We start from the raw sequence: 26,381 nt of genomic DNA, 5'->3' as shown, positions 1-26,381 counted from the left end.
TGCCTAGCCGCGGCCGACCAGGCGATCGATTACTGGTTGCAGCCTTTCGGGCGTGATCGGCTTGGCGACCACGGCGTCGACCACGCTCGACAGGCCGAGGCTGTCCGGCGTGCCATTCCTGGTTGAAAGCAGGATCACGGCGGGCCGCGCCTTGCCGGAAGCGCGCCGCAGCGCGTCGATGCCGGACAGCAACCTGTCGCAATCCCTGTCGTCGGGTCCGCCGTCGAGTATGATTGCGCCGGGAACCAGGCCGGCCAAAGCTTTCTCGGCCGCCTCCGGAGGCTCCGAAATCGGCTTCAGCCCGGACTTTTCCACGATTTTCGATACGACGACCCGGTTGATCGACGATTTGCCGACCACCAGCACCTTGGAGATATCCGCCGGCAGCCGGGCCGCCGCGCCACGGTCCGCCGGTTTCATTGGTTTTTCAGAGTCGTCACGATTGGCGGGACACATGTATGGCGGAGGCTCTGGTTCAATGCAGGGTTGAAACCTTAAGCGCGCAATTGGCGCGAGATCGCCAGCGGTGTCAAGCAAAAATAATGGAAAATGATAATATAGCAAGAATTGCTAAAAGCCGGCGCAAGTTCTCCCCGGCGCCACGGCCACAATTCGAAAAAACGAACGTCTCCCGGAACGTATAGCACACGGGAGACACTCGCGAGTGATTGTTGACGTTACGTCAGCCTTGGTTCTGATGGGTGACGATCACTGGGATCAAAAGATCACCCCAGTTGCCGTCTCCGCCATGGTGCCTGGCAGAGCGCACCAGCTCGACGGACACACCTGCTTCGACCGCCTTCATCACAGACTGGTTGAGCCTGTGCAAGTCGTTGGCAAGCATGCGGATCGTCGCCTGCTGATCGACGCTCATCGCGCTTGATTGTTCTTCGGCCCGTTCCTTGACCCGGCTTATCGATGCCATTGCTGTTCTCCTCGACGTAAGTGCCCTTCGGGCGTTTCCTCTGGTGTTGTCATTACTCGGCCGCCGGCCTGAACTGGGCGTGCTCGGTCGACTCATGCATGGCGGTGGTCGAAGACTGGCCGCCGGAGATCGCCATCGAAACGGCATCGAAATAGCCGGTGCCGACTTCGCGCTGATGCTTGGTCGCGGTATAGCCATGGACCTCCGCCGCGAATTCCGCCTCCTGCAGTTCCGAATAGGCCGCCATCTGGCGCTCCTTGTAGCCGCGGGCCAGTTCGAACATGCCGAAGTTCAGCTGGTGGAACCCGGCCAGTGTGATGAACTGGAATTTGTAGCCCATGGCGCCGAGTTCCTTCTGGAACTTCGCGATGGTCGCGTCGTCCAGGTTCTTCTTCCAATTGAACGACGGCGAGCAATTATAGGCGAGCAGCTTGCCCGGGTGGTGCTTGTGCACCCCTTCAGCGAACTTCCTTGCCTGCTGAAGATCCGGCTTCGAGGTTTCGCACCAGATCAGGTCCGCATGCGGAGCGTAGGCGACGGCGCGCGCGATGCAGGGCTCGATGCCGTTCCTGACGTGATAGAAGCCCTCGACCGTGCGGCCGGCGTCATAGTCGACAAAAGGCCGGTCGCGCTCGTCGATGTCGGAGGTGAGCAGCTTGGCGGCTTCCGCGTCGGTGCGCGCCACCACCAGCGTCGGCGTGCCCATCACGTCCGCTGCAAGCCGGGCCGCATTGAGGTTGCGGATATGCGCTGCGGTCGGGATCAGCACCTTGCCGCCGAGATGGCCGCACTTCTTCTCCGACGCCAACTGGTCCTCATAGTGGACGCCAGCGGCACCGGCCTCGATGAAGGCCTTCATGATCTCGAACGCGTTGAGCGGCCCGCCAAAGCCGGCTTCGGCGTCAGCGACGATCGGCGCGAACCAGGTCTCGACCGAAAGACCCTTGCCTTCGGATGTCTCGATCTGGTCGGCGCGCTGCAGCGTGCGGTTGATGCGCTTGACCAGCTCCGGCGCCGCATTCGCCGGATAAAGCGACTGGTCCGGATACATGGCCGACGCGGTGTTGGCGTCGGCCGCGACCTGCCAGCCCGACAGATAGATCGCCTTCAAGCCCGCCCTGACCTGCTGCATGGCCTGGTTGCCCGACATGGCGCCGAGCGCATTGACGAAATCTTCCTCGTGGATCAGCTTCCACAGCCTGCTCGCGCCCATCTCCGCAAGCGTATGGCGAATCTGGACCGAGCCGCGCAGCCGCTTCACGTCCTCCGCCGAGTAGGGCCGTTCGATGCCGTCGAAACGGCCCTCCGGCGCGGACGGGACGAGGTTGTAAAAATCAGTCATCGATTGCTCCAGGTCAGTCTTGCTTGTTTAGATGGCCCGTTTGAGGGACGTATCTGTGGGCCGTTCACGTGTTACATTGTTTACATTGCGCCGCAAAAGTCGCCAGAAAAACCGGAGCTTGCCCGCTAAAATACGGGAAAACTGGTGTTGCGTTTGACAGGTCGGGGCTGTAAATCTGTCATGATTGTAAAAAGCTGGATGAGCCCGCGACGGCGCGCCGTTATGTAAAACTCTTTTCAAGGTAGCCGATTGGCCGAGCAGAAGATTTTCGCCGGGCCGCGCATCCGCCGGCTTCGCAACGCCAAGGGCCTGACCCAGACGGCGATGGCCGAAGGCCTGGGCATCTCGCCGTCCTACCTCAATCTCATCGAGCGCAACCAGCGGCCGCTGACGGTGCAGCTGATCCTCAAGCTGGCGTCGGCCTACAAGATCGACCCGCACGAATTGCAGGGCGAGACCAAAGGATCGATCGCGGCGCTGAAGGAAGTGTTCGGCGATCCGCTGCTGGCCGGCGAACTGCCGGGCGACCAGGAACTGATCGACCTCGCCGAGATCGCGCCGAACGCTTCCGCCGCGATGGTGAAATTGTTTCGCGCCTATCGCGAGCAGGCCGATCGGCTGTCGGATCTCAATGAACTCCTGGCGCGGGAGGGCAGGGCGACCGCATTGTCCGGCACGCGCCTGCCTGTCGACGAAGTGCACGAGACTTTCGAGCGCAGGCCGAACCATTTCGCCGCGCTGGAGGAGGAAGCCGAGGCCTTCATTTCGCTGCTCGATCCAGGCGACGACCTGTTCGGCACGCTGAAGGCGTGGCTAAGGCGCGAGCACGGCATCGTGGTCAAGGTGCTGCCGGTGGCCACCATGCCGAACTGGCGCAGGCGCTACGATCGCCATTCGCAACGCCTGTTCCTGTCAGAGCGGCTCTCCCCCTTCGATCAGCTGCGCGAGGTCGCCATGGAGGCGAGCCTGATGCGCATGACGGTGGCCGTGGCGGGCGAGATCCAGACGTTGAAGCTCGGCACGGACGAAGCGCGCCGCTTAGCCCGTTTCGAGCTCGGCCGCTATGCGGCGCACGCGCTGATGATGCCCTATCACGCCTTTCATGCAGCGGCCGTCCGCGCCCGCTACGACGTCGACGTCTTGCGTTCGCGCTTCGGCGTCTCCTTCGAGCAGGCGGCAAACCGCCTGACCATGCTGCAGCGGCCGAGCGCCTCAGGCGTACCGTTCTTCATGCTGGAGGTCGACAGTGCCGGCAACCGCTTCCGCAAGGCGGGCAGCCTGGGCTATCCGCAAAGCCGTTTCGGCGGCGCCTGTCCGAAGCTTCCTGTCCATGCGGCCTTTTCGCAGCCGGGCCGGATCCTGGTCGAGGCGGTGGAAATGCCGGACGGGACCGAGTTCCTCTGCATCGCCCGCACGCTCGAAGGGCCGCAAGGCGCCTTTTCCGAGCGGCCGCGGCGCACGGCGCTTCTGCTGGGCTGCGACATCGGCTTTCGCGACGAGATCGTCTACAGCGCGGCGCTGCCCGGACCGTCCGCCGCCAAGGCCGCGCAGAGCACGGCATATGCAACGCCGGTCGGCCCGGCCTGCAGGCTCTGCGAGCGCGTCGGCTGCCTGGCGCGCGCCGAGCCGCCGGTGACCCGGCCGCTTGGCCTCGACGAGATGGCGACGGGTCTCAGCGCCTTCGATTTCCAGGGGTAGCACCCCCCGCCAGCCGCAGCGGTTCAGCGACCCGCAAGCCGGCTTTGTCCTACATTTCAGCGGATGCTGGATCACGCCTGGCTCCAGCATTTGCGCTACGCGAATGGGATATGGTGTGGTCGTCCGTGGTGGATCGTGCCGCCGGCAAATCGCTGACAGTCTCGCCTATGACCGATACCGCCTCGTCTCGCGTTGCCTTGGCCGCCGTCTCGCCGCGCGAGGAGCGGATCGGCATGCTGCTGGTCTTCCTGTCGGCGCTGATGTGGAGTTTTGGCGGCACCATCGCTCGCTTCATCCATGTCGGCGACAGCTGGACCGTGGTGTTCTGGCGCTCGATCTGGGCGGTGGGCTTCCTCGTCGCCTTCATGCTCTGGCGCGACGGCTGGCGCGGCACCTGGAGATTGTTCCGCGACATGGGCCTGCCTGGGCTGGGCGTCGCTCTCTGCTTCGCCACCGCCTCCACGAGCTTCATCGTCGCGCTCGCCTACACGACGGTCGCCAACATCTTGTTGATGCAGGCCGGTGTCCCGCTTCTGGCGGCCATGCTCGCCTGGGTGCTGTTTCGCGAACGCGTGACCCCAGGAACCTGGGTCGCCATTGCCGCCGTCATCACCGGCGTGGCCATCATGGTCTCGAAATCGCTTGACGGCGCCGTCTCGCCGATCGGCGATGGCCTGGCGCTGCTGATCGCGGTGATGTTGTCGTTCGCGACCGTGATCACCCGGCGCTTTGCCCATGTGCGCATGGTGCCGGCCACTTGCCTCGGCGCATTGCTCGCCGGTGCTTTTGCTGCCTCGCAAGCCACGGAATTCACCGTCTCCGGGCGCGACATGGGCTTTCTCTTCGCCTTCGGCGTCATCAATCTCGGCGTCGGTCTTGCTTTTTTCGCCATGGGCGCCCGCCTGGTGCCCGCGGCCGTCGCGGCGCTGCTCGGCACTTTCGAGCCGATCCTCGGTCCGATCTGGGTGTGGCTCGTCCATTCCGAGGTGCCGTCGGGGCGCACCATCATCGGCGGCGCGGTCGTCATCGCCGCGCTGCTTGTTCATATTGCGTTTGAGTTCAAGCGGCAGACCCGGCCCGATCGGCCGGGCATCACCGGGCTGCCGTCTCCCAATTGATGCTCGCGTGTCTTCCCCATTGACAACTCCGCTGCGGGCCGGGCAGGCTGCAATTACGGCAACAACAAGACAGGCGTATCTTGCCAAGTGACTCCGCCGGCCTCATCGAGGCCGGACCGCATCGTTACATCTCTGCTTACGCCGCGGCCAACGCCGCTGAGGCCGTCCGAACAGCTTCCTGGAAAGGAGGCAAGGGCGGCGCCCGTCACTCAACGATCCGGCGCACTGCCAGGCGCGCGCGCTTGTGGCTCTCCGGAAATCTCCATAGTCTGAAACAAACGCCGTCCCGCGCCCATGTCGCGACGAGCCGGCACGGGAACACTCACCAAAGGAGAATATCATGATCCGCAAAGCGCTTTTGCTTTCGGCGACTTCGGCCTTTCTGGCGCTCTTCGCCGCGAGCGGCCATGCCGACGACCGCGTCGTCAACGTCTATAACTGGTCGGACTATATCGACAGCTCGATCATCGAGGACTTCACCAAGAAGACCGGCATCAAGGTCGTCTACGACACTTTCGATTCCAACGAGATCCTGGAGACGAAGCTGCTGGCCGGGGGCAGCGGCTATGATGTCGTGGTGCCCAGCGCCAATTTCCTGGCGCGCCAGATCCAGGCCGGCGTCTTCCAGAAGCTCGACAAGTCCAAGCTGCCGAACATCTCCAACATGTGGGATGTCATTTCGGAGCGCACCGCAAAGTATGATCCGAACAATGAGTACTCGGTCAACTATATGTGGGGCACGGTCGGCCTCGGCTACAACGTCAAGAAGGTGCAGGCGGCACTCGGCACCGACAAGATCGACAGCTGGGACGTGTTCTTCAATCCGGAGAGCCTCGCCAAGCTCAAGGATTGCGGCGTCTATGTGCTGGATTCCCCCTCCGACATCATTCCGGCCACGTTGAAACATCTCGGCCTCGATCCAAACAGCACCTCGCCCGACGATATCGCCAAGGCCGAGGAGGCCCTGCTCAAGGTCCGCCCGTATATTCGCAAGTTCCATTCCTCGGAATACATCAACGCGCTGGCAAACGGCGACATCTGCCTGGCGATCGGCTGGTCGGGCGATGTGTTCCAGGCGCGAAACCGCGCCGAGGAGGCCAAGCAGGGCGTCGAGATCGGCTATTCGGTGCCCAAGGAAGGCGCCCAGATGTGGTTCGATCAGATGGCGATCCCCGCCGACGCGCCGCATGTCGCGGAAGCGCATGAGTTCATCAACTACATGATGACCCCGGAAGTCATCGCCAAATCCTCGAATTATGTGCTCTACGCCAACGGCAACAAGGCCTCGCAGCAGTTCGTCGACAAGGCACTGCTGGAGGACACCTCGGTCTATCCGGACGAGGAGACGACCAAGAAGCTTTACACCGTGCAGCCCTACGATCCCAAGACACAGCGCATCATCACGCGTACCTGGACCAAGATCGTCACCGGCCAATAAGCATCGAGACGCGACCCCGGCAGAAACTGCCGGGGTCGCTTTCTTTAGAAGCAATTCCAGCAACAGTGTGGGACGGTTTTCCGCCCGGAATTGCGTCAAAAACAAAAAGCTGGAGCGGTTCGGCGTTTTCTCGAAACCATGAACCGTTCCAACGGAACGAAACAGACCCGGAGTGGGACATGAAATCGCTTGGCAGCATCCGCAGGGATTTCGCGCCATGGAATGATCCGAGCGCCAAGCCGTATATCCAGTTCGACGAGGTGACCAAGAAGTTTGGCGACTTCACCGCTGTCAACAATCTGTCGCTGACCATCTTCGAACGTGAGTTCTTCGCCCTTCTCGGCGCCTCGGGCTGCGGCAAGTCGACCCTGCTCAGGATGCTCGCCGGCTTCGAGGAGCCGACCGCGGGGCGCATTCTGCTCGACGGCCAGGACCTGCGCGGCATTCCGCCCTATAAGCGGCCGGTGAACATGATGTTCCAGTCCTATGCGCTGTTTCCGCATATGACGGTGGAAAGGAACATCGCCTTCGGCCTCAAGCAGGAAGGCATGCCCGCTCCCGATATCGAAAAGCGCGTCGCCGAGATGCTGAGGCTGGTCAAGCTCGAGCAGTTCGCCAAGCGCAAGCCGCACCAGCTTTCCGGCGGTCAGCGCCAGCGCGTGGCGCTTGCCCGCTCGGTCGCCAAGCGGCCGAAGGTGCTTTTGCTGGACGAGCCGCTCGGCGCGCTCGACAAGAAGCTGCGTGAGGAGACGCAGTTCGAACTGATGGACCTGCAGCAGGAACTTGGGCTTACCTTCGTCGTCGTCACCCACGACCAGGAGGAAGCCATGACCATGGCCGACCGCATCGCCATCATGGACAGGGGCGAGGTGATGCAGGTGGCGACGCCGGCGGAAATCTACGAGGCCCCGACGTCGCGCTTCGTGGCGCATTTCGTCGGCAATGTGAACATGTTCGAGGGCAAGGTTGCCGAGCGGGCAGCGAATACGACGCGCATCACCGGCGCGACCGGTGCGCAGATCGTTGTCGAGAATGCCGCCGACACCACCAAGGGCGCCGACATCGTCTTCGCGATCCGGCCCGAGAAGATCAAGGTATCGTCGAGGAAGCCGGCCGATGCCGTCAATGCGCTGGAAGGCGAAGTCTATGACGTTGCGTATCTTGGCGACATGACCGTCTACCACATCAAGCTCGACGACGGACAGATGGTGCGGGCAAGCGCGTTGAACGCTGCCCGCGTCAGCGACGACCCTCTGACCTGGAACGATCGCGCCTGGGTTTCCTTCCGGCCGGACGCCGGCGTCGTGCTGACAAGGTAACAGGGCGGCCATGACCAATATCGCCGCCGCCTCTTCCTCGGCTGAAACCGCCGCTCAGTTGCCGACCAAGCTGGCGAAGGGCTTCGTCGACCGTCTCGTTATCATCATTCCCTATCTCTGGCTGCTGTTCTTCTTCCTTGTCCCGTTCATCATCGTCTTCAAGATCTCGCTGTCGCAGACGGCGATCTCGATGCCGCCTTACACCCCGGTGCTCGATTTCGGCGACGGTATTTCCGGATTCTTCGCCGGCTTTCGCGAGCTCAACTTCGACAATTACACGTGGCTGACCCAGGACGCGCTTTACTTCAACGCCTATGTGACCAGCCTGATCATCGCGGGCATCTCGACGGTGCTGACGCTGATCGTCGGCTATCCGATCGCCTATGGCATGGCGCGCGCGCCGGCGACGATCCGGCCGACCTTGCTGATGCTCGTGATCCTGCCGTTCTGGACCTCGTTCCTGATCCGCGTCTATGCCTGGATCGGCATCCTGAAACCCGAAGGGCTGCTCAACCAGGTGCTGCTCGCCACTGGCCTGATCAGCCAGCCGCTGGTCATCCTCAACACCTACACCGCGATCTTCATCGGCATCGTCTATTCCTATCTGCCCTTCATGGTGCTGCCGCTCTACTCGTCGCTGGAGAAGATGGACTATTCGCTGATAGAGGCGGCGCAGGATCTCGGCTGCCCGCCGATCGGTGCCTTTTGGAAGATCACCTTCCCGCTGTCGCTGCCGGGCGTGATTGCCGGCTGCCTGCTGGTCTTCATCCCGGCGGTCGGCGAGTTCGTCATACCGGACCTCCTCGGCGGCTCGCAGACGCTGATGATCGGCAAGACGCTGTGGAACGAATTCTTCGCCAACCGCGATTGGCCGGTCTCGTCGGCGGTGGCGGTCATCCTGCTTCTGGTGCTGACCGTCCCGATCATGTTCTTCCAGCAGGCTCAAGCGAAAGCCCAGGAGCAAGGCAAATGAACGCCACCTGGAGCCGCTTCAACATCACCTCGATCGTGCTCGGCTTTGCCTTTCTCTATCTGCCGATCGTGCTTCTCATCGTCTTTTCCTTCAACGAATCCAAGCTCGTCACCGTTTGGGGCGGCTTTTCGACGAAATGGTACGTGTCGCTGTTCCACAACCAGGGCCTGATGGACGCCACCTGGGTGACAGCCCGCGTCGGCGTCATCTCGGCGACCGTTGCCACCGTGCTCGGCACGCTGGCGGCGATCACCTTGACCCGCTACACACGCTTCAAGGGGCGGGTGCTATTTTCCGGCATGGTCTTTGCGCCGCTGGTGATGCCGGAAGTCATTACCGGCCTGTCGCTGCTCTTGCTCTTCGTGGCCGTCGGGCTTGACCGAGGCTTCTTCACCGTCACGCTCGCCCACATCACCTTCACCATGTGCTTCGTGGCCGTCGTCGTGCAGTCGCGACTGGTCTCCTTCGACCGCTCGCTGGAAGAAGCAGCGATGGACCTCGGCGCGCCGCCGGTGAAGACCTTTTTCCAGATCACCTTGCCCGTCATCTTGCCGGCGATCATCTCCGGCTGGATGCTGGCCTTCACGCTCTCGCTCGACGATCTGGTCATCGCCTCCTTCACCTCGGGCCCCGGCGCCACGACGCTGCCGATGAAGATCTACAGCCAGGTGCGCCTCGGCGTGACGCCTGAGATCAATGCCGCCTGCACCATCCTAATCGCCGTCGTCGCGATCGGCGTCATCATTGCCTCGATCGCCAACAAGCGCCGCGAGGTCCAGCGCCAGCGCGATGAGCAGGCGGCGCAACGCGGATAGGGAACAAAGACGGGGGCGACCTGCGCCTTGTTCTATTGGCCTGAAACGCCGCGGCTGATCGGCGAGATGAACGGAGTGCTCCAGTTGCCGCCGACGAAGAACAACGACTGCTTTGGGGGCTGCGGCGCCTGCACCGCTGTCTGACCGGCGGTAGGCGGTTGCTGGGCCGGCTGTTGCTGCGCAGGTTGTCCATTTGGGATGATGCCGCCCGAGAGCGCCAGCCCGCGCCCGGTATAGGAGGCGATGCCCGAAAGCCAGATCTTGTACTTCTGTGCATTGACCTCGGCCTTGTCCAGCCGCGCCACACCTTTCGAGATGCTCGCCTTGATCTCGGCGCCGTCGATAGGCAGCGAGCCGTCGGCGACGTCGTCGAGGGCGAAGAATCCGCCCTGTTCGTTGCGCTTGAGAAAGGCAGGCAGGTTGAGGCCGTTGAGCGAGCCCGGCCCGAACGTCGCCGAGAAAGACCCGTCGGCGTTCTCGAAGATGGAGTCCCAGGCCTTGCCCGGCCCCTTCAGAATGACCGAGACGGTTCCGGTTCCGGCCGGCACCAGCCGCGTCATCCCCGCCGCGGTGGCGAAGGCGCCGGTGTCGACGTCCGATGCCAAAAGCCGCAACTCGACCTGAGTGCCGTCCGGCTTGCGGTCGAAGCGCAGGCTGCTCTGGATGTTGCCGTTGAAGGCCGACGCGTCGGAGATGTCGAAGACGGCAAGCCCGTTCTTGACCTGCGCGGTCGCGGCGACATCGGCAAGCTGGATCGGGCCGGCAGTGGCGTGCGCCGCCGACAGCCTGAGATCGAGGTTGATCTTGTCGGCGAAGCCGGTGTCGAACTCGCCGGGGCCTGCCTGGCCGGCGGGAGCGATCGGCGTGAAAGCGGAAAGGACCGATCGAAGATCGAGCGTATCGAACGCAAGCGTGCCGGAAATGACGGGCAGGGGCTCGCTGAACGAAAAGTCCAGCGCTCCCATGCCGGGGTTGTTGTCCAGCGCCACCGTCGTGTTCTCGAACTTCGCGCGCCCCGCCGAGGCCGCCACCTTGCTCGCGACCGAGACGGAGCCGATCGCAGCACCAGGCGCCATGCCGGCCTGCGACCATTCAAGCAGGCGTCGCAGCGACGGGGCGGTGAATTTCGCCTGGCCGTCCAGATAGCCGTTCTCCGACATCGAGGCGACGCCGTCGAAAGAAAGCGTGGCGGGCGCCGCCTTGAAGGCGAGCGTGACGGGGGCGACCCCTCCGGCAAACAGCACCAGCGGCTTCGCCGAGGAAAAATCGATCTGGACGCTTTCGCCGCGCCATATGCCGGTCGCCGTGAGCGCGGCGTCGCTGTTCATCGCCGCCCAGTTCACCTGGCCGCTGAGGCTGCTCAGGATCTCGGTATCCTTGCCGCCAACCGAGGTCACGACGCGGCCGTCGCGGAACTCGACGATGCCGAACGGATCGGAAGGGAGTCTGCCGAGGTCGGGCTTCTGCGGGTTCGCGGTGACCACGCCGCGCGCAGTGTCGATCGAGCGCGTGATGCGGCCGCCGGTCGGCAGCGGCGGCAGATAGAGGCCGTTCGCCTTGCGCTCCACCCTGATGGTCGGCCGCACCAGCCTTGCCGTTGAGAATTGGACGTCGCCCTGCACGGCGGCCATGGCCGAGAGATCGACTTCGACGCGCTCGGCTTCGATCACCGGCGGCGCGTCGGTCTCCGTCCATTGCGACAGCGTCACATCGCTGAGGATTGCCCGGAACTTAGGCCACACCTCGATGCGCGGCGAGCCGTCGATCGTCACGCGAAAGCCGCTCCAGGCGCTCAATTCCCAAGCGATGCGGTCGCGTACGATGCGCGTCGAGGCAATCAGCGGCAAGGCAGCGACGGCGAGCGCGATGACCAGCACCGCAACGCCGATTACCCATACCCCGCGCCGGATCAAAGATGATCTCATCTCGCCCCGTGAGTTCCATTGCCGACAAATCGCCCGACGGGTGTAGCCGAGCGCCGACGCTTTTCAAGTCTTTATGGCCCTCCGATGGCGTTTGCGCCGTGTCCTTGCCGGCCATTTCAACAAAATCTTGCTCTGCTGCGCTGCGGTATGCATAAGCGATAAGCCCGTCCGGTCCGCCAACGCCACGCCGGTTTTTGGACAACGACGCAGGCGACATCAGGCTTAATTGCCGCAATCGCGACGCGCTTTGGGAGGAACGATATGGCTGCCGACACCCCCTTGTGGACGCCGACGCAGGACCGGATCGCCTCCGCGCCCATGACTGCCTTCATGAAAGCTGCGGCTGGCAAGTCTGGCCAGGCTTTCTCCAGCTATGCCGAGCTCCACCGCTGGTCGATCGACGACCGCGAAGCGTTCTGGGACTTCGTGTGGGACTTTTGCGGACTTGTCGGCGACAAGGGCGAGCGGGCTCTGGTCGATGGCGAGAAGATGCCTGGCGCCGCCTTCTTTCCCGACGCGAAACTCAATTTCGCTGAGAACCTTCTGAAAAAAACCGGCGGCAGCCTGGCTATCGTCTTCCGCGGCGAGGACAAGGTCGAGCGCCGGCTGTCCTGGAACGAGCTCCATGCGCTCACTTCGCGCCTGCAGCAGCTCTTCCTGTCGATCGGCGTCAGAGAGGGCGATCGCATCGCCGCCATGATGCCGAACATGCCGGAGACGGTCGCTGCCATGCTGGCTGCCGCCTCGATCGGCGCGGTCTGGTCTTCCTGCTCACCTGATTTCGGCGAACAGGGCGTGCTCGACCGTTTCGGCCAGATCGAGCCGGTCGTCTTCATCGCGCCTGACGGCTATTGGTACAACGGCAAAGCCATCGAAGTCGCCGACAAGATCCGCGCGGTGGCCGAGAAACTCGCGACCGTGCGCAAGGTGCTGATCGTCGACTATCTCGGCACGTCGGCCGATGTCGCCGCTACCATCGACCAGGCCGAGGCGCTGGAAGGAGCGCTCTCGCCCTTTGCCGCCAGGCCGCTCGCCTTCGAGCGGCTGCCTTTTTCGCACCCGCTCTACATTCTGTTCTCCTCCGGCACGACCGGAACCCCGAAATGCATCGTGCACTCGGCCGGCGGCACGCTGATCCAGCACGTCAAGGAGCAGCGGCTGCATGCCGACCTGCTCGACGGGGACCGCTTTTTCTACTTCACCACCTGCGGCTGGATGATGTGGAACTGGCTGGTCTCGGGCCTCGCCTCGGGGGCGACGTTGCTGCTCTATGACGGTTCGCCCTTCTACCCCGACGGCAATGCGCTGTTCGATTTCGCTGATGCCGAGAAGATGACCTATTTCGGCACTTCGGCGAAATTCATCGATTCCCTACGCAAGGCAGGGCTGAAGCCGATCGACAGCCACGACCTTGCAAGCGTGCGGACCATCTCTTCCACCGGCTCGCCGCTGTCGCCGGAGGATTTCCGCTTCGTCTATGACGGCATCAAGAAGGACGTGCATCTCGCCTCGATATCCGGCGGCACCGACATCGTTTCCTGCTTCGTGCTGGGTGTCCCGACCGAGCCGGTCTGGACCGGCGAGATCCAGGGGCCGGGCCTCGGGCTGGCGGTGGACGTGTGGGACGACGACGGCAAGCCGATCCGGCAGGAGAAGGGCGAACTCGTCTGCACCAAGGCATTCCCGTCGATGCCGATCGGCTTCTGGAACGATCCGGACGGCAAGAAGTACCACGCGGCCTATTTCGAGCGCTTCGACAACATCTGGTGCCATGGCGATTTCGCCGAATGGACCGCGCATGGCGGCATGATCATCCATGGCCGCTCCGACGCCACGCTCAATCCAGGCGGGGTGAGAATAGGCACGGCCGAGATCTACAACCAGGTCGAGCAGATGCCGGAAATCCTGGAGGCGCTCTGCATCGGCCAGGATTTCGACAACGACGTGCGCGTCGTGCTGTTCGTGCGGCTGGCCGCCGGCGTGAGCCTCGATGAGGATCTGGAAAAGCGCATCCGCGCCAGAATCCGCTCGGGCGCCAGCCCCCGCCATGTGCCGGCGAAGATCGTTGCCGTCACCGACATCCCGCACACCAAGTCGGGCAAGATCACCGAGCTTGCCGTGCGCGACGTGGTGCATGGTCGCGCCATCAAGAACAAGGAAGCGCTCGCCAATCCGGAGGCGCTGGAGCTGTTCAGGAACCTGCCGCAGCTTGCTGATTAGGCCTCCCCGGCATGGTTAAGAAATAGTGTCGGTCCAATTTACCTAGATTTCACGAGTGGTACACATTCGTAAATTTTTTTGGCTCCCGGTAAGGACTTGTTAAGGGACGGCGCCGATAGTCGCGTGTAACTTGAGGGAGAAATCCCGTTCCTCGTCCCCTGAGGTTCAGCTCAAGCCCCGTTGTGACAGCATCCCATTTTCCAAGGCGTCCTCCAGGACGCCTTTTTCTTTGGCCGAAGCTCGGTCTTGCGGATCGTTATTCGGCCAGCACGCGCGTCGATGGGAAGACGACCTCGACCAGCGTGCCTTCGCCAGGTGTCGATGTGATAGTGAAGCGGGCACGGTTGGCCTCCACCATCGCCTTGGTCAGAGGCAGCCCGAGGCCAGTGCCGTCGCCGCGGCCGCGTTTGAGCGCATTGATCTGCTTGAACGGCTTCAGTGCCTGCTCGATCTCGGCCGGCGTCATGCCGATGCCGGTATCGCGCACGCGCATGACGACGTCGCCGGAGGTCTCGTAGGCGGTGGACACAATCACCTGGCCGCCGGCCTGGGTATAGCGGATGGCGTTGGAAAGTATGTTCAGCGCAATCTGGCGCACACTCCTCAAATCCGCCACCACTTCCGGCAGCCGCGAGGCGAAGCTCGAGCGGATGATGACGCGCTCGCGGTTGGCCTGCGGCTGCATCATCGCCACCGTTTCGGCCAGCGTGTCGTTGAGCGACACCGCCTCATAGGCCATCTCCTGCTGGCCGGCCTCGATCTTGGAGATGTCGAGCAGGTCGTTGACGAGGTCGAGCACATGGTTGCCTGAACGGTTGATGTCGCGCAGATAGTCTCGGTAGCGGTCGTTGGCCACCGGTCCGAACTTCTCGTCCACCATCAGTTCGGAAAAGCCGATGATGGCGTTGAGCGGCGTGCGGATCTCATGGCTGATGCGGGCGAGGAAATCCGTCTTCTGCGAGGAGGCGCGCTCGGCCACGGCGCGCGCCTGGGTGAGGTCTTCCTCGGCCCGCTTCCACTGCGTGATGTCGCGCACGACGGCGCAGAAGCCGCTGTCGTTGGGCAGCCTGCCGATGGTCATGAACAGCGGGATGAAGCGCCCTTGCGCCTCGCGGCCGATCACCTCGCGCCCGTCGTTCAGCAAGCTCGCCACGCCAGGTTCGGAAAGGCCGACGAGATAGTCGCGCGCTGCGCGCTGGCTCTCGATGGCGAACAGCGAGGCAAAGGGCTTGCCGGCGATCTCGTCGCTGTCGAAGCCGAACAGGGCTTCAGCCGGGCGGCTGATCGAGCGGATGTTGCCGTCGCGGCCGATCAGCACCACGCCGTCGGTGGCGGTGTCGATGATGGTGCGCATTTCGGCGATTCGCGACTTCAGCTCGGACACGTCCGGCTGCTGGTTCGGCTCGTCATTGGCCGCGCTGAGATGGGCGGAGGGCGCCTCGTCCTCGCCCGAGCGGCGCACCACCAGCATCAGCGCCTTACCGCCGCGCCACGGCACCGAGCGCAGGAGCGCATCGATCGGGAATTCCTGGCTCTGGCGGGTTGTGAGCTTCAGCGAACGGTCGCTTTCGTCGGTCTCGCCATCATCGGCGTAATGGTCGGCGAACAGCGCGCCGAGCCCGCCGGCATCGGCAAGGTCTTCCAGCGCGTCGTAGCCGGTGAGCTCCAGGAACGCCTCATTGGCATAGTGCAGCACGTCGCCGGAATGGATGAGCAGCGGCACAGGCAGCCTGGCGAGGATGGACGTATCGGGAGCCCTGCCGTCTTCCCCGGTGGAGAAAGCCGAGGGCACGAAGCCCTCGAGCTTGAGCGGCGGCACCGTGAGGCGCGGCCTTTTCGGTGGCGGCGCTTTCGCTTCGCCAGGCTGTTCAGCCGCGGGCAGGGCGCCATCCCGGTCGGAACCGACCCAGTCCTCGCTGTCTTCCGCGTCGCGAAAATCGTCGGCGGTCATGCCGTCGTCGTCGCTAGCGCCTGCCTCAGGGGCAGGGGCTTCGGCTCCTGGCCGCTCGGCCGTCGGTTCAGCTGCCCTGTCCGCCGCTGCGGTTTGGCGCCTGTCGGGACCCGCTTCCTCCGCTTCATCGGCGGCTTTCTCGCGCCCGGCATAGTTGAGCAGCGACCCGGAGGCGGCGGGCGTTTCGTCTTTCCCAGCGGCTGCCTCGGGAACATCGAGGCCATCGAGCCGAGCCAGATCCTTCTGATCTTCCGCCTCGGTCTCCGCTTCGGCCGTACCATCGGTCTTCCTCTCACCGGCCAACGGTTGTTCGGCCGTGGGAGCAGCCTTGTCGGCGGTTGCAGCCGCATCTGATTGCTTTTGAGCACCCGCGGTTGCGCCGCTTGGCGGCTCGGCCGGTCCCGAACTGTCCTTCCGCAGCCGCTCGCCGATCTCGCGAAAGGCGCTGCGCTCGAGGATCGACAGCCCTTTCTCACTCGCCGGCCTGTCATTTCCCGGCTGCTTGTCGTTGGCCGGCTGCCTGTGCTCGGCCAGCCGGATCACCTTGTCGGCATAGCGGCGCTCCGGCTTGGGCACGATGGTCAGCGCCGGCACTTCGCCCAGGAACGGGTCGGCAGGTTTCGCCGGCTCGGCCGCGGGTTGCCCGGCGGCAGGTTCGGGTTCTGTCGGAGCGGCGCCATTGGGCACCAGCGCCATGCCGAGCGCTTCCGGGTCGACAACGGCGTCGCCGCTGCGCGCGACGCCGAAGCCGCGGAAGCCTTCGAAGGCGCGGCTGCGGCCATAGACCGGCAGCGCCGCAAGATCGACGGGGATCTTCAGGTCCGTGCCCGCCACCGGCCACAGCACCGAGCGTCCCGACCAGGTATCGCGCCGCTCGAGCAGAGTGGCGATCTCGCCCGATGCGTCGAGGCCGAAAGTCGTCGCGACATCCCTGAAGCGGCGACCGATCACATCGGCGGCGGGTTTGCCGACGATATCGGCGAATTCCGGCGACAGCGCGCTGAACTTACCTTCGGCGTCGGTCCGCCAGACGAAACGCAGCGGCGGCGCCGAACGGTCGATGTTGCGCGCCGCGCTCGGCTCGGCCGCCGTTCCGGCGGTGTGCTGCCGGCTTGCGGCCGCGACCTCCGCCGGTCCGATCTGTGGCGGCCTCTCCGGCCCCTTCACATCGTCGCCGCCGGCATTGAAATACCAATGGTCATGCTGCGCCGGGCCGGCACCGCCTACCAGCGCAGCATCCGGCGCGCGGTCGGCCGTGGCCGCGGTCCTTTGCGTTGGCCGGGCGTCATCCGTGGCCGCCGGCGGGACCACGTCTGCCTTTTCGCCCGTTGCCGCGGCCGGAGACTGGGTATTGTTCTCTCGGCTCGGCTCGGCGATGACTGTGGTGTTTTTGTCTTCGGAGACGGTGGGCGCGCCTTCCGGCGCTGCCGACTTACCGGCGTCGGGCTGGTCGTTCCGCTCCCCGTCGAGCTGGTCTTCGTCGATCACCACCAGGAGATGGCGCGCGTCGGTCAAGCGCGCAAGCCCGGCCGGGTAGGAGGTGCTTGCGCCGGGAACAAGCCGCTTGACGATGCGGTCTCCAGCACTTGCCACGTCCGCGACCAGGGCAGCGAGCGTCTCCGGCCTGATGCCGAGCGCGGCAAATCCCTCCGAAGCCGCCTCGACATGGCCTTGGGCATCGACGAAGGCGATGAAATGTCCGGCCTCGGTGAAGCCGCCAATGGCGCGGCTGGCGATTTCGGCGGCGCCGCGCGAGCCGGTCTGCGCCGCGGGCATCGCCAGCATGATCGCCTTTTCGCCGTCCGGCATCGTTACCGCGCTGGCGAGCAAGCCGACGGCGCGGCTGACCATGCCGGTCGCCAGCCGCACGGTGACGGCGCGGTCGCTGCCGATATCCGGAAAGCCGCTGGTCGCCATGATCTGCCGCCTGGCAACTAGCGGCAGCCGCGCGGAAGCGCCGATGATTGCTTCGATGTCCGGATAGCCGAATACCGCGGCACCTGGCCCGTTGGCCCAGATCACCTGCTCGAGATCGGCCGAGAGTATGGCCAGCGCGTCGCCGGCGGCGAAGCGCTGGCGCACCGCGTCGAGCACGGCGACGTCGAGGAAGGAGTAGTTTTCAGGCGGCATGCGCTGGCAGACCTTCCAGGCGGGCTTTTTGAGTTAACGCTTTGTTAATAAAAGCGTACGGGACCAAGGTCCACAAGCCATGCCGTGTATCGGCCGAAATCTCTGGGCTCTTGGTTAATGGCGGGGCGATTTTTTTATGGTGCAGTGCAACAAAGATATTGCAATGCACAAAACTTGCCTTTATATTGCCATCATACATGAACGAGACGGCTTTCCGTCAAAGCCGCTGCCCTTGAAAGGTTGGAAAATGTCCAAGACTGCCAAGACCGCTGAGACCATCGAGAACGTTGAATTCCCGAGCTTTGACGCTTCCAAAGCCACCGACCAGATCCGCGCCTTCGCCGAGAAGGGCGTCGAGCAGTCGAAAGAGGCCTACACCAAACTGAAGAACGGCGCCGAGGAGACCCAGAAGGTTCTGGAGTCGACCTACGAGACCGCCAAGACCGTTTCCGGCGATGTCTCGCTGAAGACCATTGCCATCCTTCGCGCCAATGCCGAGGCCAGCTTCTCGCACCTTGAAGCCCTGGTCGGCGCCAAGACGCTGTCGGAAGTCGTCGAGCTGCAGACTGCCTTCCTGCGCAAGCGCGCTGAGATGGCCGTCGAGCAGGCCAAGGACTTTCAGGCCGTCGCCTCCAAGGCTGTCGAGGACGTCTCGAAGCCGGTGAAGACCGCTTTCGAGAAGGCGTTCAAGGACATCAAGGCGGCCTGATTTCAGGCGCAACTCAACGATGCATCAAAACGTCGCATTTCGTCAGACAAATAGATGTGCGATGAATTGATGAGATGAATACCCGGAGTGTGAAACCTCCTCCCTTTACTCTCCGGGGTGACCAGCCAGCTCCTCCTCCCGCTGGCTCGTAACAGGAAAAGGCCGGCACCTCCTCCCGCCGGCCTTTTCTTTGCCCAATCAGGACTGCGCGGGTTCGTTCATCGGATCTTTGCCTCATCAAAGGCCTTGAATTAGACTCCGATAATCCGTATTGGACGCATCGCCGACGACGGAGCGGACACGGGGAATGATTTTCTCCTCGGATTGCGCTCAGGCGGATGTGCCGTTGTAGCTCAGTTGGTTAGAGCACCAGATTGTGGATCTGGGGGTCGCTGGTTCGAGCCCAGCCAACGGTACCATCGATTCCTGGCGGTCACGTCGCTTTTCCGGCCGCCGCGTCCCAATCCTCTATTGGGTGACGAAGCATCGCCGGGCGACGAAGGGCAGCTCAGGCTGAGCAGCCCGCGCACCTCGCAGAAGGCCAGGCGCCTCTCATAGCCGGTCTGATGGCCGACGGCCTCGTTCTGCGCCATCGTGAAAAGACCTGCACGACACTGACTGCAAGCAGTGTCACGGCCGTGTTCCGAAGCGCCTGTTCGGCAGCCGTCCCGCCGCCCGCAACCATCACGCCCTGCGCCTGGTCGATGGCGCGCCGCAACGAATGTGGAATGAGAAGCTGCAGCGTCGCGGCAACGAAAGTCGAGGCGATGGTCATCGCCACCTGCCAAGTATGGCGCAGCGTCATGCCCAGATGCGCAGCAGGGGTGCCGAGACCTTTCCCCGAAGGCTGTCCGCCACCTGCCTGACGCGGCGGAAAGAAGCAGGCACGACGATCAGAGTCGACATTGTATGGGGATATCACTATATAGCGGCGGCTTTCGGTTTCTCGCACCTTGGCTGCGCCTGCGAGATCGCCGTAAATGCGTGGTGTTGTGACGGAAATCGGTCTGAAAAACCGGAAGAAAGCAAGTAAAAACAACAGAGCGGATCTTTGACGGTCCTGGCCTAAGCATCATCCTCAACAATCTGAACGTGTCCCTCGAACCTTTCCAGTCCTTCGGCTCCGCGGACCCTGGGCAAGACATCTTGTCCCATGGGCAAGGCATCTTGTCCCATTGGCAAGACGTCTTGCCGGCAGGGGCCGACTCGGCTCGAATGGGCCTGCGTCCCGTGGCGGGACGCGAGCGTTCATGACTACCAACCGGCATTGCCGCTAGGGAAAAGCAGTATGAGTGAACATGCGATCGAGTTCTTGCGCGGATGGATTGGCGAAAAGGTCCAATGCCAGCATTCGCCGGTGAAGATCGACGAGCAGGCCGAAACTCTCGCCAAGGAGTGCTGCGCCAAGGCCGCCGAGGAAGGCATCCTTCTGGAAGACATCCAGGAAGAGGTCGGCGACATCCAGGAACTGATCGCTTCGCGCCTTGAGGAAGTCGCCGAGGAGAGCGAGCAACAGACGACGTCGGACAAGCCGTCCGAATAAGATACCGTGCGCGCGGTTTGTCTGACCTCAGCCGGGCGTCCGGCTTAGCCGAAATTGTCCTTCAGCCACGCCTTTGGCAGCGCCGGCACGAAATTGCCGTCGCGCCCGGTCATGTCCTCATTGGCGACGAGCGCGTTGAGGATCGCCTCCTCCACCCCTTGCACCACAGCATCGAAGAACGGGTCGATATCGACATCGGGAATGAACTCCGCGCGGGCGACGCGGCCTGAAGCCGCCAGCGCGGCCTCGCGATTGGCGGTCGAAAAGGCAAGAAAGATATCGCCCGAGCTGTGGTAGCCGTAGCCGCCGGCCAGGGCGATGCCGAGCGGCACGCGCCTGGCGAGGCGCTTCATCTGGTGCGGCAGGAATGGCGCATCCGTAGCGACGACGGCGATGATCGAGCCCTTTTCGGCGCGCGGCGTGCCTTCGCGGATCGCCGGCTCGGTGAGTTCCGGCCCGACGTGCCGGCCGCGAATGGTGAAGTTGCGCCGCTTGCCGAAATTCGCCTGCACGAACACGCCGAGCGTGTAACTTCTGTCTTGCCATTCGACGATGCGCGAGGCGGTGCCTGACCCGGCCTTGAAGCCGAACGAGATCATGCCGGTGCCGCCGCCGACGCTTCCTTCCTCGATCGCGCCGTCCGTCGCGCCGTCGAGCGCCGAGGCGACATGCTCGAAGCTCACATGGTGGCCGTTGATGTCGTTGAGGAAGCCGTCATAGGTCTCCGCCGCCACCGGCAGGCCCCAGGCGCTGTCGAGCGCCGCCGGCAGCACCCGGCTCATCCAACGCAGCGTTCCGTCGCGGGTAAGGCCGCAGGAATGGGTGTTGGTGATGGTAACCGGCAGGTTGAAGGCGCCGGTCTCCTCGATGATATGCGTGCCGGTCAGCTCGCCATTGCCGTTCTGGCTGAACACGCCGGCAAACACCGGCGTCGCCAGTTCGCCGACAGGTCTCGGCAGGATCGCAGTCACGCCGGTGCGCACCGGTCCTATCCCGACTTGCAGCGGGCCCCCGCCGGCAATCAGCGTCGTATAGCCGACCGCGACGCCCGGCACGTCGGTGATGGCGTTGAAGCGGCCGGGCGTGCCGTCCAGTGCGATGTTGAACGAGCGCAGGCGCGGCTTGCCCGACGGCGTGCGCAGATGCGGGTCGCTCCTGCTCATTTCAGAACAACGAGCCCTGGTTGCCCGGCTCCTTGGCCTTGCCCGAGGGCTTGGCGGCCAACTTCGGCCGCGCGCCGCCGCTGGTGGCGATGGCCTCTGCATTGCCGTCGGCGAACTCCAGCTGCAGCGCCGCACCCGGCGCCAGCTCCGCGACGCGCTTGACGACGGTCCCATCGGCGTCCTTGACCAGCGCGAAGCCGCGCGCCAGCACGGCCTTGTGCGACAGCGTGGTGAGCAGCCGGTCGGCCTGGGTAAGAGCGGCACGCAGGCGGTCAAGCCGCCGCGCCATCGCCTGCTCTTGGCGGCGGGTCAGTCCGGCCAGCGTGTCGGCCTGCAGCTTCTGGCGCCTGACGACCGGCGCCGGCGACAGCCTTGCCGAGTTGCGCTGAAAGCGCGCCCGGCTTTGCCGAACGACTGCGAAGAACGCGGCCCGCGCGCGGGCGATGTCGCGGCCTGTCAGCCTGCGCGTCTCATTGAGGCGGCGCGACAAGGTGGCCGGCGTCAGCCGCTGCCGCTCCAGCCTTGCGCGCTTGCGTTCGATGCTCACCGTCAGCCCGCGGCCGAGCCGGCTCGTCGCTTCGTCGAAGCGCCTGCGCGGCAACGCCAGCAGCTGGTCGGGTGAGGGGAGAGCCCGCGCCGCGGCGCGCACCGCCTGGCGCTTGCGATCCAGGTGCCGCGAGGTGCAGGCACTAAGCCGCGCGCCGAGATTTGCCAGTGTCGCTTCGAGCTCCGCCTTGACCGGCACTGCCATCTCGGCGGCGCCCGTCGGCGTCGGCGCCCGCATGTCGGCGACGAAATCGACCAACGTCCAATCGGTCTCGTGTCCGACGGCCGAGATGATCGGAATGCGCGAGGCGGCGACGGCGCGCGCCAGCCCTTCGTCGTTGAAACCCCAAAGGTCCTCGAGGCTGCCGCCGCCGCGCGCCACGATCAGGAGATCGGGCTGGCGGATTGCGCCGTCCCAGGTCAGTGCGTTGAAGCCGTTGACGGCTGCGGTCACTTCCTTTGCGGTCGTGTCGCCCTGGACCCGGACCGGCCACACCAGCACAGTGAGCGGAAAACGGTCCTTGATGCGATGGATGATGTCGCGGATCACCGAGCCCGTGGGCGAGGTGATGACGCCGATGACGCGCGGCATGAATGGCAGCCGCCGCTTGCGGCCGGCATCGAACAGGCCTTCGGCCTGCAGCCGCCGCTTGCGCTCTTCCAGCAGCGCCATCAGCGCGCCGGCGCCGGCCGGCTCCAGATTGTCGATGACGATCTGGTAGTTGGATTTTCCGGGATAGGTCGTCAGCCTGCCGCTGGCGATCACTTCCATCCCTTCCTCGGGGCGGAATTTCAGCCGCGCCATCGTGGTCTTCCAGACCACGGCCTCGATCCGCGCACGGTCGTCCTTCAACGCGAAATAGGCGTGTCCGGAGGAATGCGGGCCGCGGTAGCCGGAAATCTCGCCGCGCACCCGCACATTGCCGAAAGCATCCTCGACCGTGCGCTTCAACGCGCCGGAAATCTCGCTCACCGTATATTCGGTGGCATTGCTGCGTGATTCGGTTGCTGCTTCGCTCATGCTCTGATTGGGGAACGCTTATCGGGCGGCGTCAAGGCAGAGCTGAAATCTCGCTAATATTATAACGCGATCTTAAGCCCGATTTGCTTTGACTGGCGGTAGCAAGAGCCAGCCGGAAACACATGAGCGCAACCGCCAACACCAGACCTTTGACGCATCAGGTGACGCTGACCGTGCTGACGTTGGCCGTCTTCGCGCTGGCCATGGTCGTCGGCTTCGGCATCTACGCGGCGGCTCAGGCTGACAACGCCTCGCTCGAACGGCAGAAGATATTCATCGACGAGGGTTTGAAGGACCAGATTGCGTCTGTTCAGCGTGAGCAGGAAAGCGTTGCGGTCTGGGATGACGCGGTCGCCAATGTCAGGGCCGGCAATTGGACCTGGATCGAGGAGAACCTCAGCGTCTGGATGTATACCTATTACGGTCACAACCGGGTCTACATTCTCGATGCCGCCAATCGTCCGGTCCATGCCATGCAGGAAGGTAAGGTGGTCGATGCGTCCGCCTATGGCGATGACAAGCCTGCCTTGCAGCCATCCATCGAGAAGCTGCGCCGCATGCTGGCTGAGCCACAGAAGGCGGACGCTTCCGGCCAGCCGGCCAAGATGGTCGCGGAGGACCTTGTGTCGCTCCAAGGAAAACCGGCGATCCTGAGCGTCATGGCGCTGGTGCCGAGTACGGACCGGGTCACGCAGGCGCCCGGAACCGAATATCTGCACGTTTCGGTGGAGTTCATCAACGACGCGGTCATCGGCAAGATCGCCAAAAAATATCTGCTCGACGGCGCGCGTCTCGTGCCGCTGTCGCAATCGGTCGGAGCCGCTGCGGTGCCTCTGGTCGATTCCCGCGGTATCATCCTCGGTTATGTCGGCTGGGACCAGGAACGGCCAGGTCTCACGCTGGTGCGCAAGATGGCCCCGGCGCTGGCCTTGGCGCTGCTTGTCGCGGCCGGCGTTCTGGCGTTTCTGCTGCGCAGGCTCCGCCGCGCCTCGTCCGCGCTGCAGACAAGCCAGGACGAGGCGCAATTTCTCGCTTTCCACGACACGCTCACCGGCCTGCCCAACCGGGCTTTGTTCGAGGACCGCTTGCGGCGGGCCCTGCTCAGGACCAGCCAGGATATGGCGGTTCATGAGATGGGAAGGGTGGCGCTGCTTTATCTCGATCTCGACCGCTTCAAGCACATCAATGACACGCTCGGCCATCCGGCAGGCGATGAGCTTGTGCGTCAGACAGCGGCCAGGCTCCAGCACACCGTTCGCGAGGTGGATACCGTGGCGCGGCTGGGCGGCGACGAGTTCGCGCTGATCCTCGTCGACATCCGCGATATCCGTGCCGCCGAGGATATCGCCGAGCGGCTGCTGCAGAAGTTGCAGGAGCCGTTCAAGCTCATGGAAGATCAGGTCTTCGTCAGCGCCTCGATCGGCATCGCGCTATCGGACGGCGGCGAAACGGATGCCGACGATCTGCTGCGCAAGGCCGACATCGCGCTTTACGAAGCCAAGAAGAACGGCCGGGGCCGGCACCAGGTCTTCGCCGGCGACATGGACGATCTGCTCTTGCGCAAGCGCACAGTCGAGACCGAGCTTCGCAAGGCTCTCGACGGCGGCTCCGGCATCAGGCTCGCCTACCAGCCGGTGTTCGCGGCGAACGGCAAGACGATCCTCGGCGCGGAGGCGCTTATCCGCTGGGGGCATGATGTGCATGGCGCATTGCCGGCGGCGCAATTCATCGCCATCGCCGAGGAGCGCGGCATGATCGGCCAACTCGGCGCGTGGGTGCTGCAGGAGGCCTGCCGCTTCGCCGTGCGAACCGACCTGCCGTGGCTCGCCGTTAACGTATCGCCGCTGCAGTTGCGCGACGCCGGCTTTCCCGAACAGGTCGCGTCGATCCTTGCCGACACCGGGCTGGCGCCGCAGCGCCTGCAGTTCGAGATCACCGAAAGCGTGCTTCTGGACAACAGCGATGCTTCGAGGGCGGCTCTGACCACCTTGCGGCAGTTGGGCGTCGGCATCGTTCTGGACGATTTCGGGACCGGCTATTCATCGCTCAGCTACTTGCGTCGCCACGCCATCGATAAGCTCAAGATAGACCGCTCCTTTGTGCGGCTTCTCGATGGCGACGGCAACTCGGCCGCGATCGTCAAGGCCCTGATCGATCTTGCCATGGCGCTCGGGGTCGACGTCACCGCCGAGGGCGTGGAGACCGAGGCGCAGAAGATGCTGCTGGTCGCAATGGGCTGCCGGCAACTCCAGGGCTATTTCTTGTCGCCGCCGCTTGAGCCGGTCCAACTGCTCGGCCTTTCTGGTCTAGCTTCGCCGGACGAGATTCAGCCCGCCGCCGCTCGCGCCTGAACCCCTACCATCCAGGCAGGATCTGGCTTGCCTTGGTCCGCTTCATCTTGGCGAAGGCGAGTGCCGCGAAGTCGAAGCTTCCCGTCTCTTCGCTGACCGGCACGGAAATATTGTCCAGGCTTTCCGCGATATGGCGGGCCAGAGCATCGACGATCTCCGGCTGCGAGGTCTGGCCGCGCATGATGCCGATGCGGCAATCCGGCAGCGCGTCGAACCCGTCGGCCTCGCCGAGCACGCGCATGCCGGGCCTGAGCGCGCATTCCGGCAGCACCGAGATGGCGAGGCCGGAAAGCACGGCGGCGGTGATCACGGTCGCCGAGAAGCTGGAGAAGAGCACGCGGTATTCGCGGTTCTGCCGGTCGAGCACGTCGACCGCCGCGCGCCGCCAGATGCAGTTCGGCCGGCCGAACGCCATCGGCAGGATTTCCTGCTCATGCGTGGCATGATTGGCCGAGGTGACCCATAGAAGCGGCTCGCGCCGCACCACCTCCGACTGGCCGCGCGTGTCGTTGTGCGTCACCAGCGCGAGGTCGAGATTGCCGCGCTTGATGTGCTCGACCAGGCCCGGCGTCGGCTCGCAGATGACGGTGAGCTCCACACGCGGGTTGGAGCGCGAGAAGCGCGCCATGATCTCGGGGAGGAAGCGGTCGGCATAGTCATCGGGCGTGCCGATGCGTATCGTGCCTTCGAGCCGCTGGTCGTCGAACGCCGCCAAGGTCTCGCGGTTGAGGTAGATCAGCCGCCTTGCATAGGAAAGCAGCCTGTCGCCCTCCTCAGTCAGTTTGTTGGTGCGACCATCCTTTTCGAACAGCGGCTTGCCGATCCGCTCCTCAAGACGGCGCATCTGCATCGACACCGCAGACTGTGTCCGGTGCACCTCCTCGGCAGCCCGCGTGAAGCTGCCGGTGTCGGCAATCGAGATGAAGGTCTGCAACTGATCGAGATCGAGCGGCGCTTTCATCGGTCCAATCCATCATTCGTGTTGATGCTAAAGATTAGAAACATTCGTTGGATTAATCAATCGCGGCGTGGCAAATTGCCATTGTTCACATGAAGGCACTGCATGTCGCCCAAAAGTGGCCCCCGGTTTTGGGGGGCAACGACATGCGTCACTTTGAATGTATCGAGACCGCAACGGCGCTCTTCCCAGGCGCCGATTGCATGGTTTCGTCCGCTCGACTCCAAAGGAGAGAC

General features: G+C 63.9%; 19 protein-coding genes, 1 tRNA gene and 1 pseudogene. 11 read left to right on the top strand and 10 right to left on the bottom strand.

The features are described 5' to 3' along the window. Window positions 1-3: 3 nt before the first annotated feature. The 3 genes from P9217_RS06785 to aceA all read right to left on the bottom strand — a co-directional run bounded on the left by P9217_RS06785 (window position 4) and on the right by aceA (window position 2,267). Window positions 4-420 carry a response regulator gene (locus P9217_RS06785; RefSeq protein ID WP_164747267.1) on the bottom strand — a complete coding sequence of 139 codons (417 nt, stop codon included), beginning with the start codon at window positions 418-420 and terminating at the stop codon, window positions 4-6. A 262-nt stretch (window positions 421-682) separates the two neighbouring features. Continuing rightward, complete coding sequence (locus P9217_RS06780) at window positions 683-925, bottom strand: hypothetical protein (protein WP_066989302.1); 243 nt, start codon at window positions 923-925, stop codon at window positions 683-685. A gap of 52 nt (window positions 926-977) precedes the next feature. Next, window positions 978-2,267 carry an isocitrate lyase gene (gene aceA / locus P9217_RS06775; RefSeq protein WP_067327261.1) on the bottom strand — a complete coding sequence of 430 codons (1,290 nt, stop codon included), beginning with the start codon at window positions 2,265-2,267 and terminating at the stop codon, window positions 978-980. 249 nt (window positions 2,268-2,516) lie between these two features. Here aceA and P9217_RS06770 point away from each other — a divergent pair, with 249 nt between their 5' ends. The 6 genes from P9217_RS06770 (at window position 2,517) to P9217_RS06745 (ending at window position 9,628) form a co-directional block, all read left to right on the top strand. Continuing rightward, window positions 2,517-3,965 carry an XRE family transcriptional regulator gene (locus P9217_RS06770; RefSeq protein ID WP_278086361.1) on the top strand — a complete coding sequence of 483 codons (1,449 nt, stop codon included), beginning with the start codon at window positions 2,517-2,519 and terminating at the stop codon, window positions 3,963-3,965. A 167-nt stretch (window positions 3,966-4,132) separates the two neighbouring features. Next, complete coding sequence (locus P9217_RS06765; RefSeq protein ID WP_278086946.1) at window positions 4,133-5,083, top strand: DMT family transporter; 951 nt, start codon at window positions 4,133-4,135, stop codon at window positions 5,081-5,083. 340 nt (window positions 5,084-5,423) lie between these two features. After that, window positions 5,424-6,521, top strand: coding sequence for a polyamine ABC transporter substrate-binding protein (locus tag P9217_RS06760; RefSeq protein WP_095801099.1), 1,098 nt, complete (start codon window positions 5,424-5,426; stop codon window positions 6,519-6,521). 179 nt (window positions 6,522-6,700) lie between these two features. Further along, window positions 6,701-7,840, top strand: a complete 1,140-nt coding sequence (locus P9217_RS06755; protein WP_278086362.1) for an ABC transporter ATP-binding protein — start codon at window positions 6,701-6,703, stop codon at window positions 7,838-7,840. 10 nt (window positions 7,841-7,850) lie between these two features. Continuing rightward, a complete protein-coding gene (locus P9217_RS06750; protein WP_095801097.1) occupies window positions 7,851-8,813 on the top strand; it encodes an ABC transporter permease subunit in 963 nt (320 codons plus the stop codon). Next, a complete protein-coding gene (locus P9217_RS06745; protein ID WP_067327282.1) occupies window positions 8,810-9,628 on the top strand; it encodes an ABC transporter permease subunit in 819 nt (272 codons plus the stop codon). Before P9217_RS06750 ends, P9217_RS06745 begins: the two co-directional genes overlap by 4 nt. 32 nt (window positions 9,629-9,660) lie before the next feature. Here the strand turns inward: P9217_RS06745 and P9217_RS06740 are convergent, their stop codons facing one another. Beyond that, entirely contained in the window at window positions 9,661-11,553 is a 1,893-nt protein-coding gene (locus P9217_RS06740; RefSeq protein ID WP_067327284.1) for an AsmA family protein, read from the bottom strand. A gap of 261 nt (window positions 11,554-11,814) precedes the next feature. Here P9217_RS06740 and P9217_RS06735 point away from each other — a divergent pair, with 261 nt between their 5' ends. After that, entirely contained in the window at window positions 11,815-13,773 is a 1,959-nt protein-coding gene (locus P9217_RS06735; RefSeq protein WP_095801095.1) for an acetoacetate--CoA ligase, read from the top strand. A 256-nt stretch (window positions 13,774-14,029) separates the two neighbouring features. Here the strand turns inward: P9217_RS06735 and P9217_RS06730 are convergent, their stop codons facing one another. Beyond that, window positions 14,030-17,854 carry a PAS domain S-box protein gene (locus tag P9217_RS06730; RefSeq protein WP_095801094.1) on the bottom strand — a complete coding sequence of 1,275 codons (3,825 nt, stop codon included), beginning with the start codon at window positions 17,852-17,854 and terminating at the stop codon, window positions 14,030-14,032. Further along, window positions 17,844-18,053 (bottom strand): hypothetical protein, encoded by a 210-nt coding sequence (locus P9217_RS06725; RefSeq protein WP_127248319.1) that lies wholly within the window; start codon window positions 18,051-18,053, stop codon window positions 17,844-17,846. The genes P9217_RS06730 and P9217_RS06725 overlap by 11 nt, the downstream gene beginning before the upstream one ends. Window positions 18,054-18,101: 48 nt before the next feature. Here P9217_RS06725 and P9217_RS06720 point away from each other — a divergent pair, with 48 nt between their 5' ends. Together P9217_RS06720 and P9217_RS06715 are read left to right on the top strand one after the other, a co-directional pair. Further along, a complete protein-coding gene (locus P9217_RS06720) occupies window positions 18,102-18,563 on the top strand; it encodes a phasin (RefSeq protein WP_067327297.1) in 462 nt (153 codons plus the stop codon). A gap of 342 nt (window positions 18,564-18,905) precedes the next feature. Continuing rightward, a tRNA-His gene (locus P9217_RS06715) sits at window positions 18,906-18,982 on the top strand. Between the two features lie 111 nt (window positions 18,983-19,093). Here P9217_RS06715 and P9217_RS06710 read toward each other — a convergent pair. Further along, window positions 19,094-19,368 (bottom strand): annotated as a pseudogene (locus P9217_RS06710) (ABC transporter ATP-binding protein); the annotation flags it as partial. A gap of 483 nt (window positions 19,369-19,851) precedes the next feature. Here P9217_RS06710 and P9217_RS06705 point away from each other — a divergent pair. Then, entirely contained in the window at window positions 19,852-20,106 is a 255-nt protein-coding gene (locus P9217_RS06705; RefSeq protein ID WP_067327302.1) for a DUF768 domain-containing protein, read from the top strand. 44 nt (window positions 20,107-20,150) lie between these two features. Here the strand turns inward: P9217_RS06705 and P9217_RS06700 are convergent, their stop codons facing one another. Continuing rightward, complete coding sequence (locus P9217_RS06700; RefSeq protein ID WP_095825794.1) at window positions 20,151-21,269, bottom strand: P1 family peptidase; 1,119 nt, start codon at window positions 21,267-21,269, stop codon at window positions 20,151-20,153. 1 nt (window position 21,270) lies between these two features. Next, the gene (gene xseA, locus P9217_RS06695; protein WP_095801092.1) at window positions 21,271-22,836 is read right to left on the bottom strand and encodes an exodeoxyribonuclease VII large subunit; all 1,566 of its coding nucleotides are present in this window, start codon (window positions 22,834-22,836) and stop codon (window positions 21,271-21,273) included. A 122-nt stretch (window positions 22,837-22,958) separates the two neighbouring features. Here xseA and P9217_RS06690 point away from each other — a divergent pair, with 122 nt between their 5' ends. After that, entirely contained in the window at window positions 22,959-25,187 is a 2,229-nt protein-coding gene (locus P9217_RS06690) for an EAL domain-containing protein (RefSeq protein WP_127240020.1), read from the top strand. A 4-nt stretch (window positions 25,188-25,191) separates the two neighbouring features. On the opposite strand, the gene P9217_RS06685 is transcribed toward P9217_RS06690, so the two are convergent. Continuing rightward, window positions 25,192-26,148, bottom strand: coding sequence for a LysR substrate-binding domain-containing protein (locus tag P9217_RS06685; RefSeq protein ID WP_278086363.1), 957 nt, complete (start codon window positions 26,146-26,148; stop codon window positions 25,192-25,194). Between the last annotated feature and the right edge of the window lie 233 nt (window positions 26,149-26,381).

The organism is Mesorhizobium sp. WSM4989, assembly GCF_029625795.1.
Classification (GTDB): domain Bacteria; phylum Pseudomonadota; class Alphaproteobacteria; order Rhizobiales; family Rhizobiaceae; genus Mesorhizobium.
This window is presented reverse-complemented; position numbering and strand designations above follow the sequence as displayed.

What these genes read in the sequence shown, in the direction of transcription:
- P9217_RS06785 (WP_164747267.1), bottom strand. Translation starts at nt 420, where the DNA reads ATGAAACCGGCGGACCGTGGCGCGGCGGCCCGGCTGCCGGCGGATATC.
- P9217_RS06780 (WP_066989302.1), bottom strand. Translation starts at nt 925, where the DNA reads ATGGCATCGATAAGCCGGGTCAAGGAACGGGCCGAAGAACAATCAAGC.
- aceA (WP_067327261.1), bottom strand. Translation starts at nt 2,267, where the DNA reads ATGACTGATTTTTACAACCTCGTCCCGTCCGCGCCGGAGGGCCGTTTC.
- P9217_RS06765 (WP_278086946.1), top strand. Translation starts at nt 4,133, where the DNA reads ATGACCGATACCGCCTCGTCTCGCGTTGCCTTGGCCGCCGTCTCGCCG.
- P9217_RS06760 (WP_095801099.1), top strand. Translation starts at nt 5,424, where the DNA reads ATGATCCGCAAAGCGCTTTTGCTTTCGGCGACTTCGGCCTTTCTGGCG.
- P9217_RS06755 (WP_278086362.1), top strand. Translation starts at nt 6,701, where the DNA reads ATGAAATCGCTTGGCAGCATCCGCAGGGATTTCGCGCCATGGAATGAT.
- P9217_RS06750 (WP_095801097.1), top strand. Translation starts at nt 7,851, where the DNA reads ATGACCAATATCGCCGCCGCCTCTTCCTCGGCTGAAACCGCCGCTCAG.
- P9217_RS06745 (WP_067327282.1), top strand. Translation starts at nt 8,810, where the DNA reads ATGAACGCCACCTGGAGCCGCTTCAACATCACCTCGATCGTGCTCGGC.
- P9217_RS06740 (WP_067327284.1), bottom strand. Translation starts at nt 11,553, where the DNA reads ATGAGATCATCTTTGATCCGGCGCGGGGTATGGGTAATCGGCGTTGCG.
- P9217_RS06735 (WP_095801095.1), top strand. Translation starts at nt 11,815, where the DNA reads ATGGCTGCCGACACCCCCTTGTGGACGCCGACGCAGGACCGGATCGCC.
- P9217_RS06730 (WP_095801094.1), bottom strand. Translation starts at nt 17,854, where the DNA reads ATGCCGCCTGAAAACTACTCCTTCCTCGACGTCGCCGTGCTCGACGCG.
- P9217_RS06725 (WP_127248319.1), bottom strand. Translation starts at nt 18,053, where the DNA reads ATGTATGATGGCAATATAAAGGCAAGTTTTGTGCATTGCAATATCTTT.
- P9217_RS06720 (WP_067327297.1), top strand. Translation starts at nt 18,102, where the DNA reads ATGTCCAAGACTGCCAAGACCGCTGAGACCATCGAGAACGTTGAATTC.
- P9217_RS06705 (WP_067327302.1), top strand. Translation starts at nt 19,852, where the DNA reads ATGAGTGAACATGCGATCGAGTTCTTGCGCGGATGGATTGGCGAAAAG.
- P9217_RS06700 (WP_095825794.1), bottom strand. Translation starts at nt 21,269, where the DNA reads ATGAGCAGGAGCGACCCGCATCTGCGCACGCCGTCGGGCAAGCCGCGC.
- xseA (WP_095801092.1), bottom strand. Translation starts at nt 22,836, where the DNA reads ATGAGCGAAGCAGCAACCGAATCACGCAGCAATGCCACCGAATATACG.
- P9217_RS06690 (WP_127240020.1), top strand. Translation starts at nt 22,959, where the DNA reads ATGAGCGCAACCGCCAACACCAGACCTTTGACGCATCAGGTGACGCTG.
- P9217_RS06685 (WP_278086363.1), bottom strand. Translation starts at nt 26,148, where the DNA reads ATGAAAGCGCCGCTCGATCTCGATCAGTTGCAGACCTTCATCTCGATT.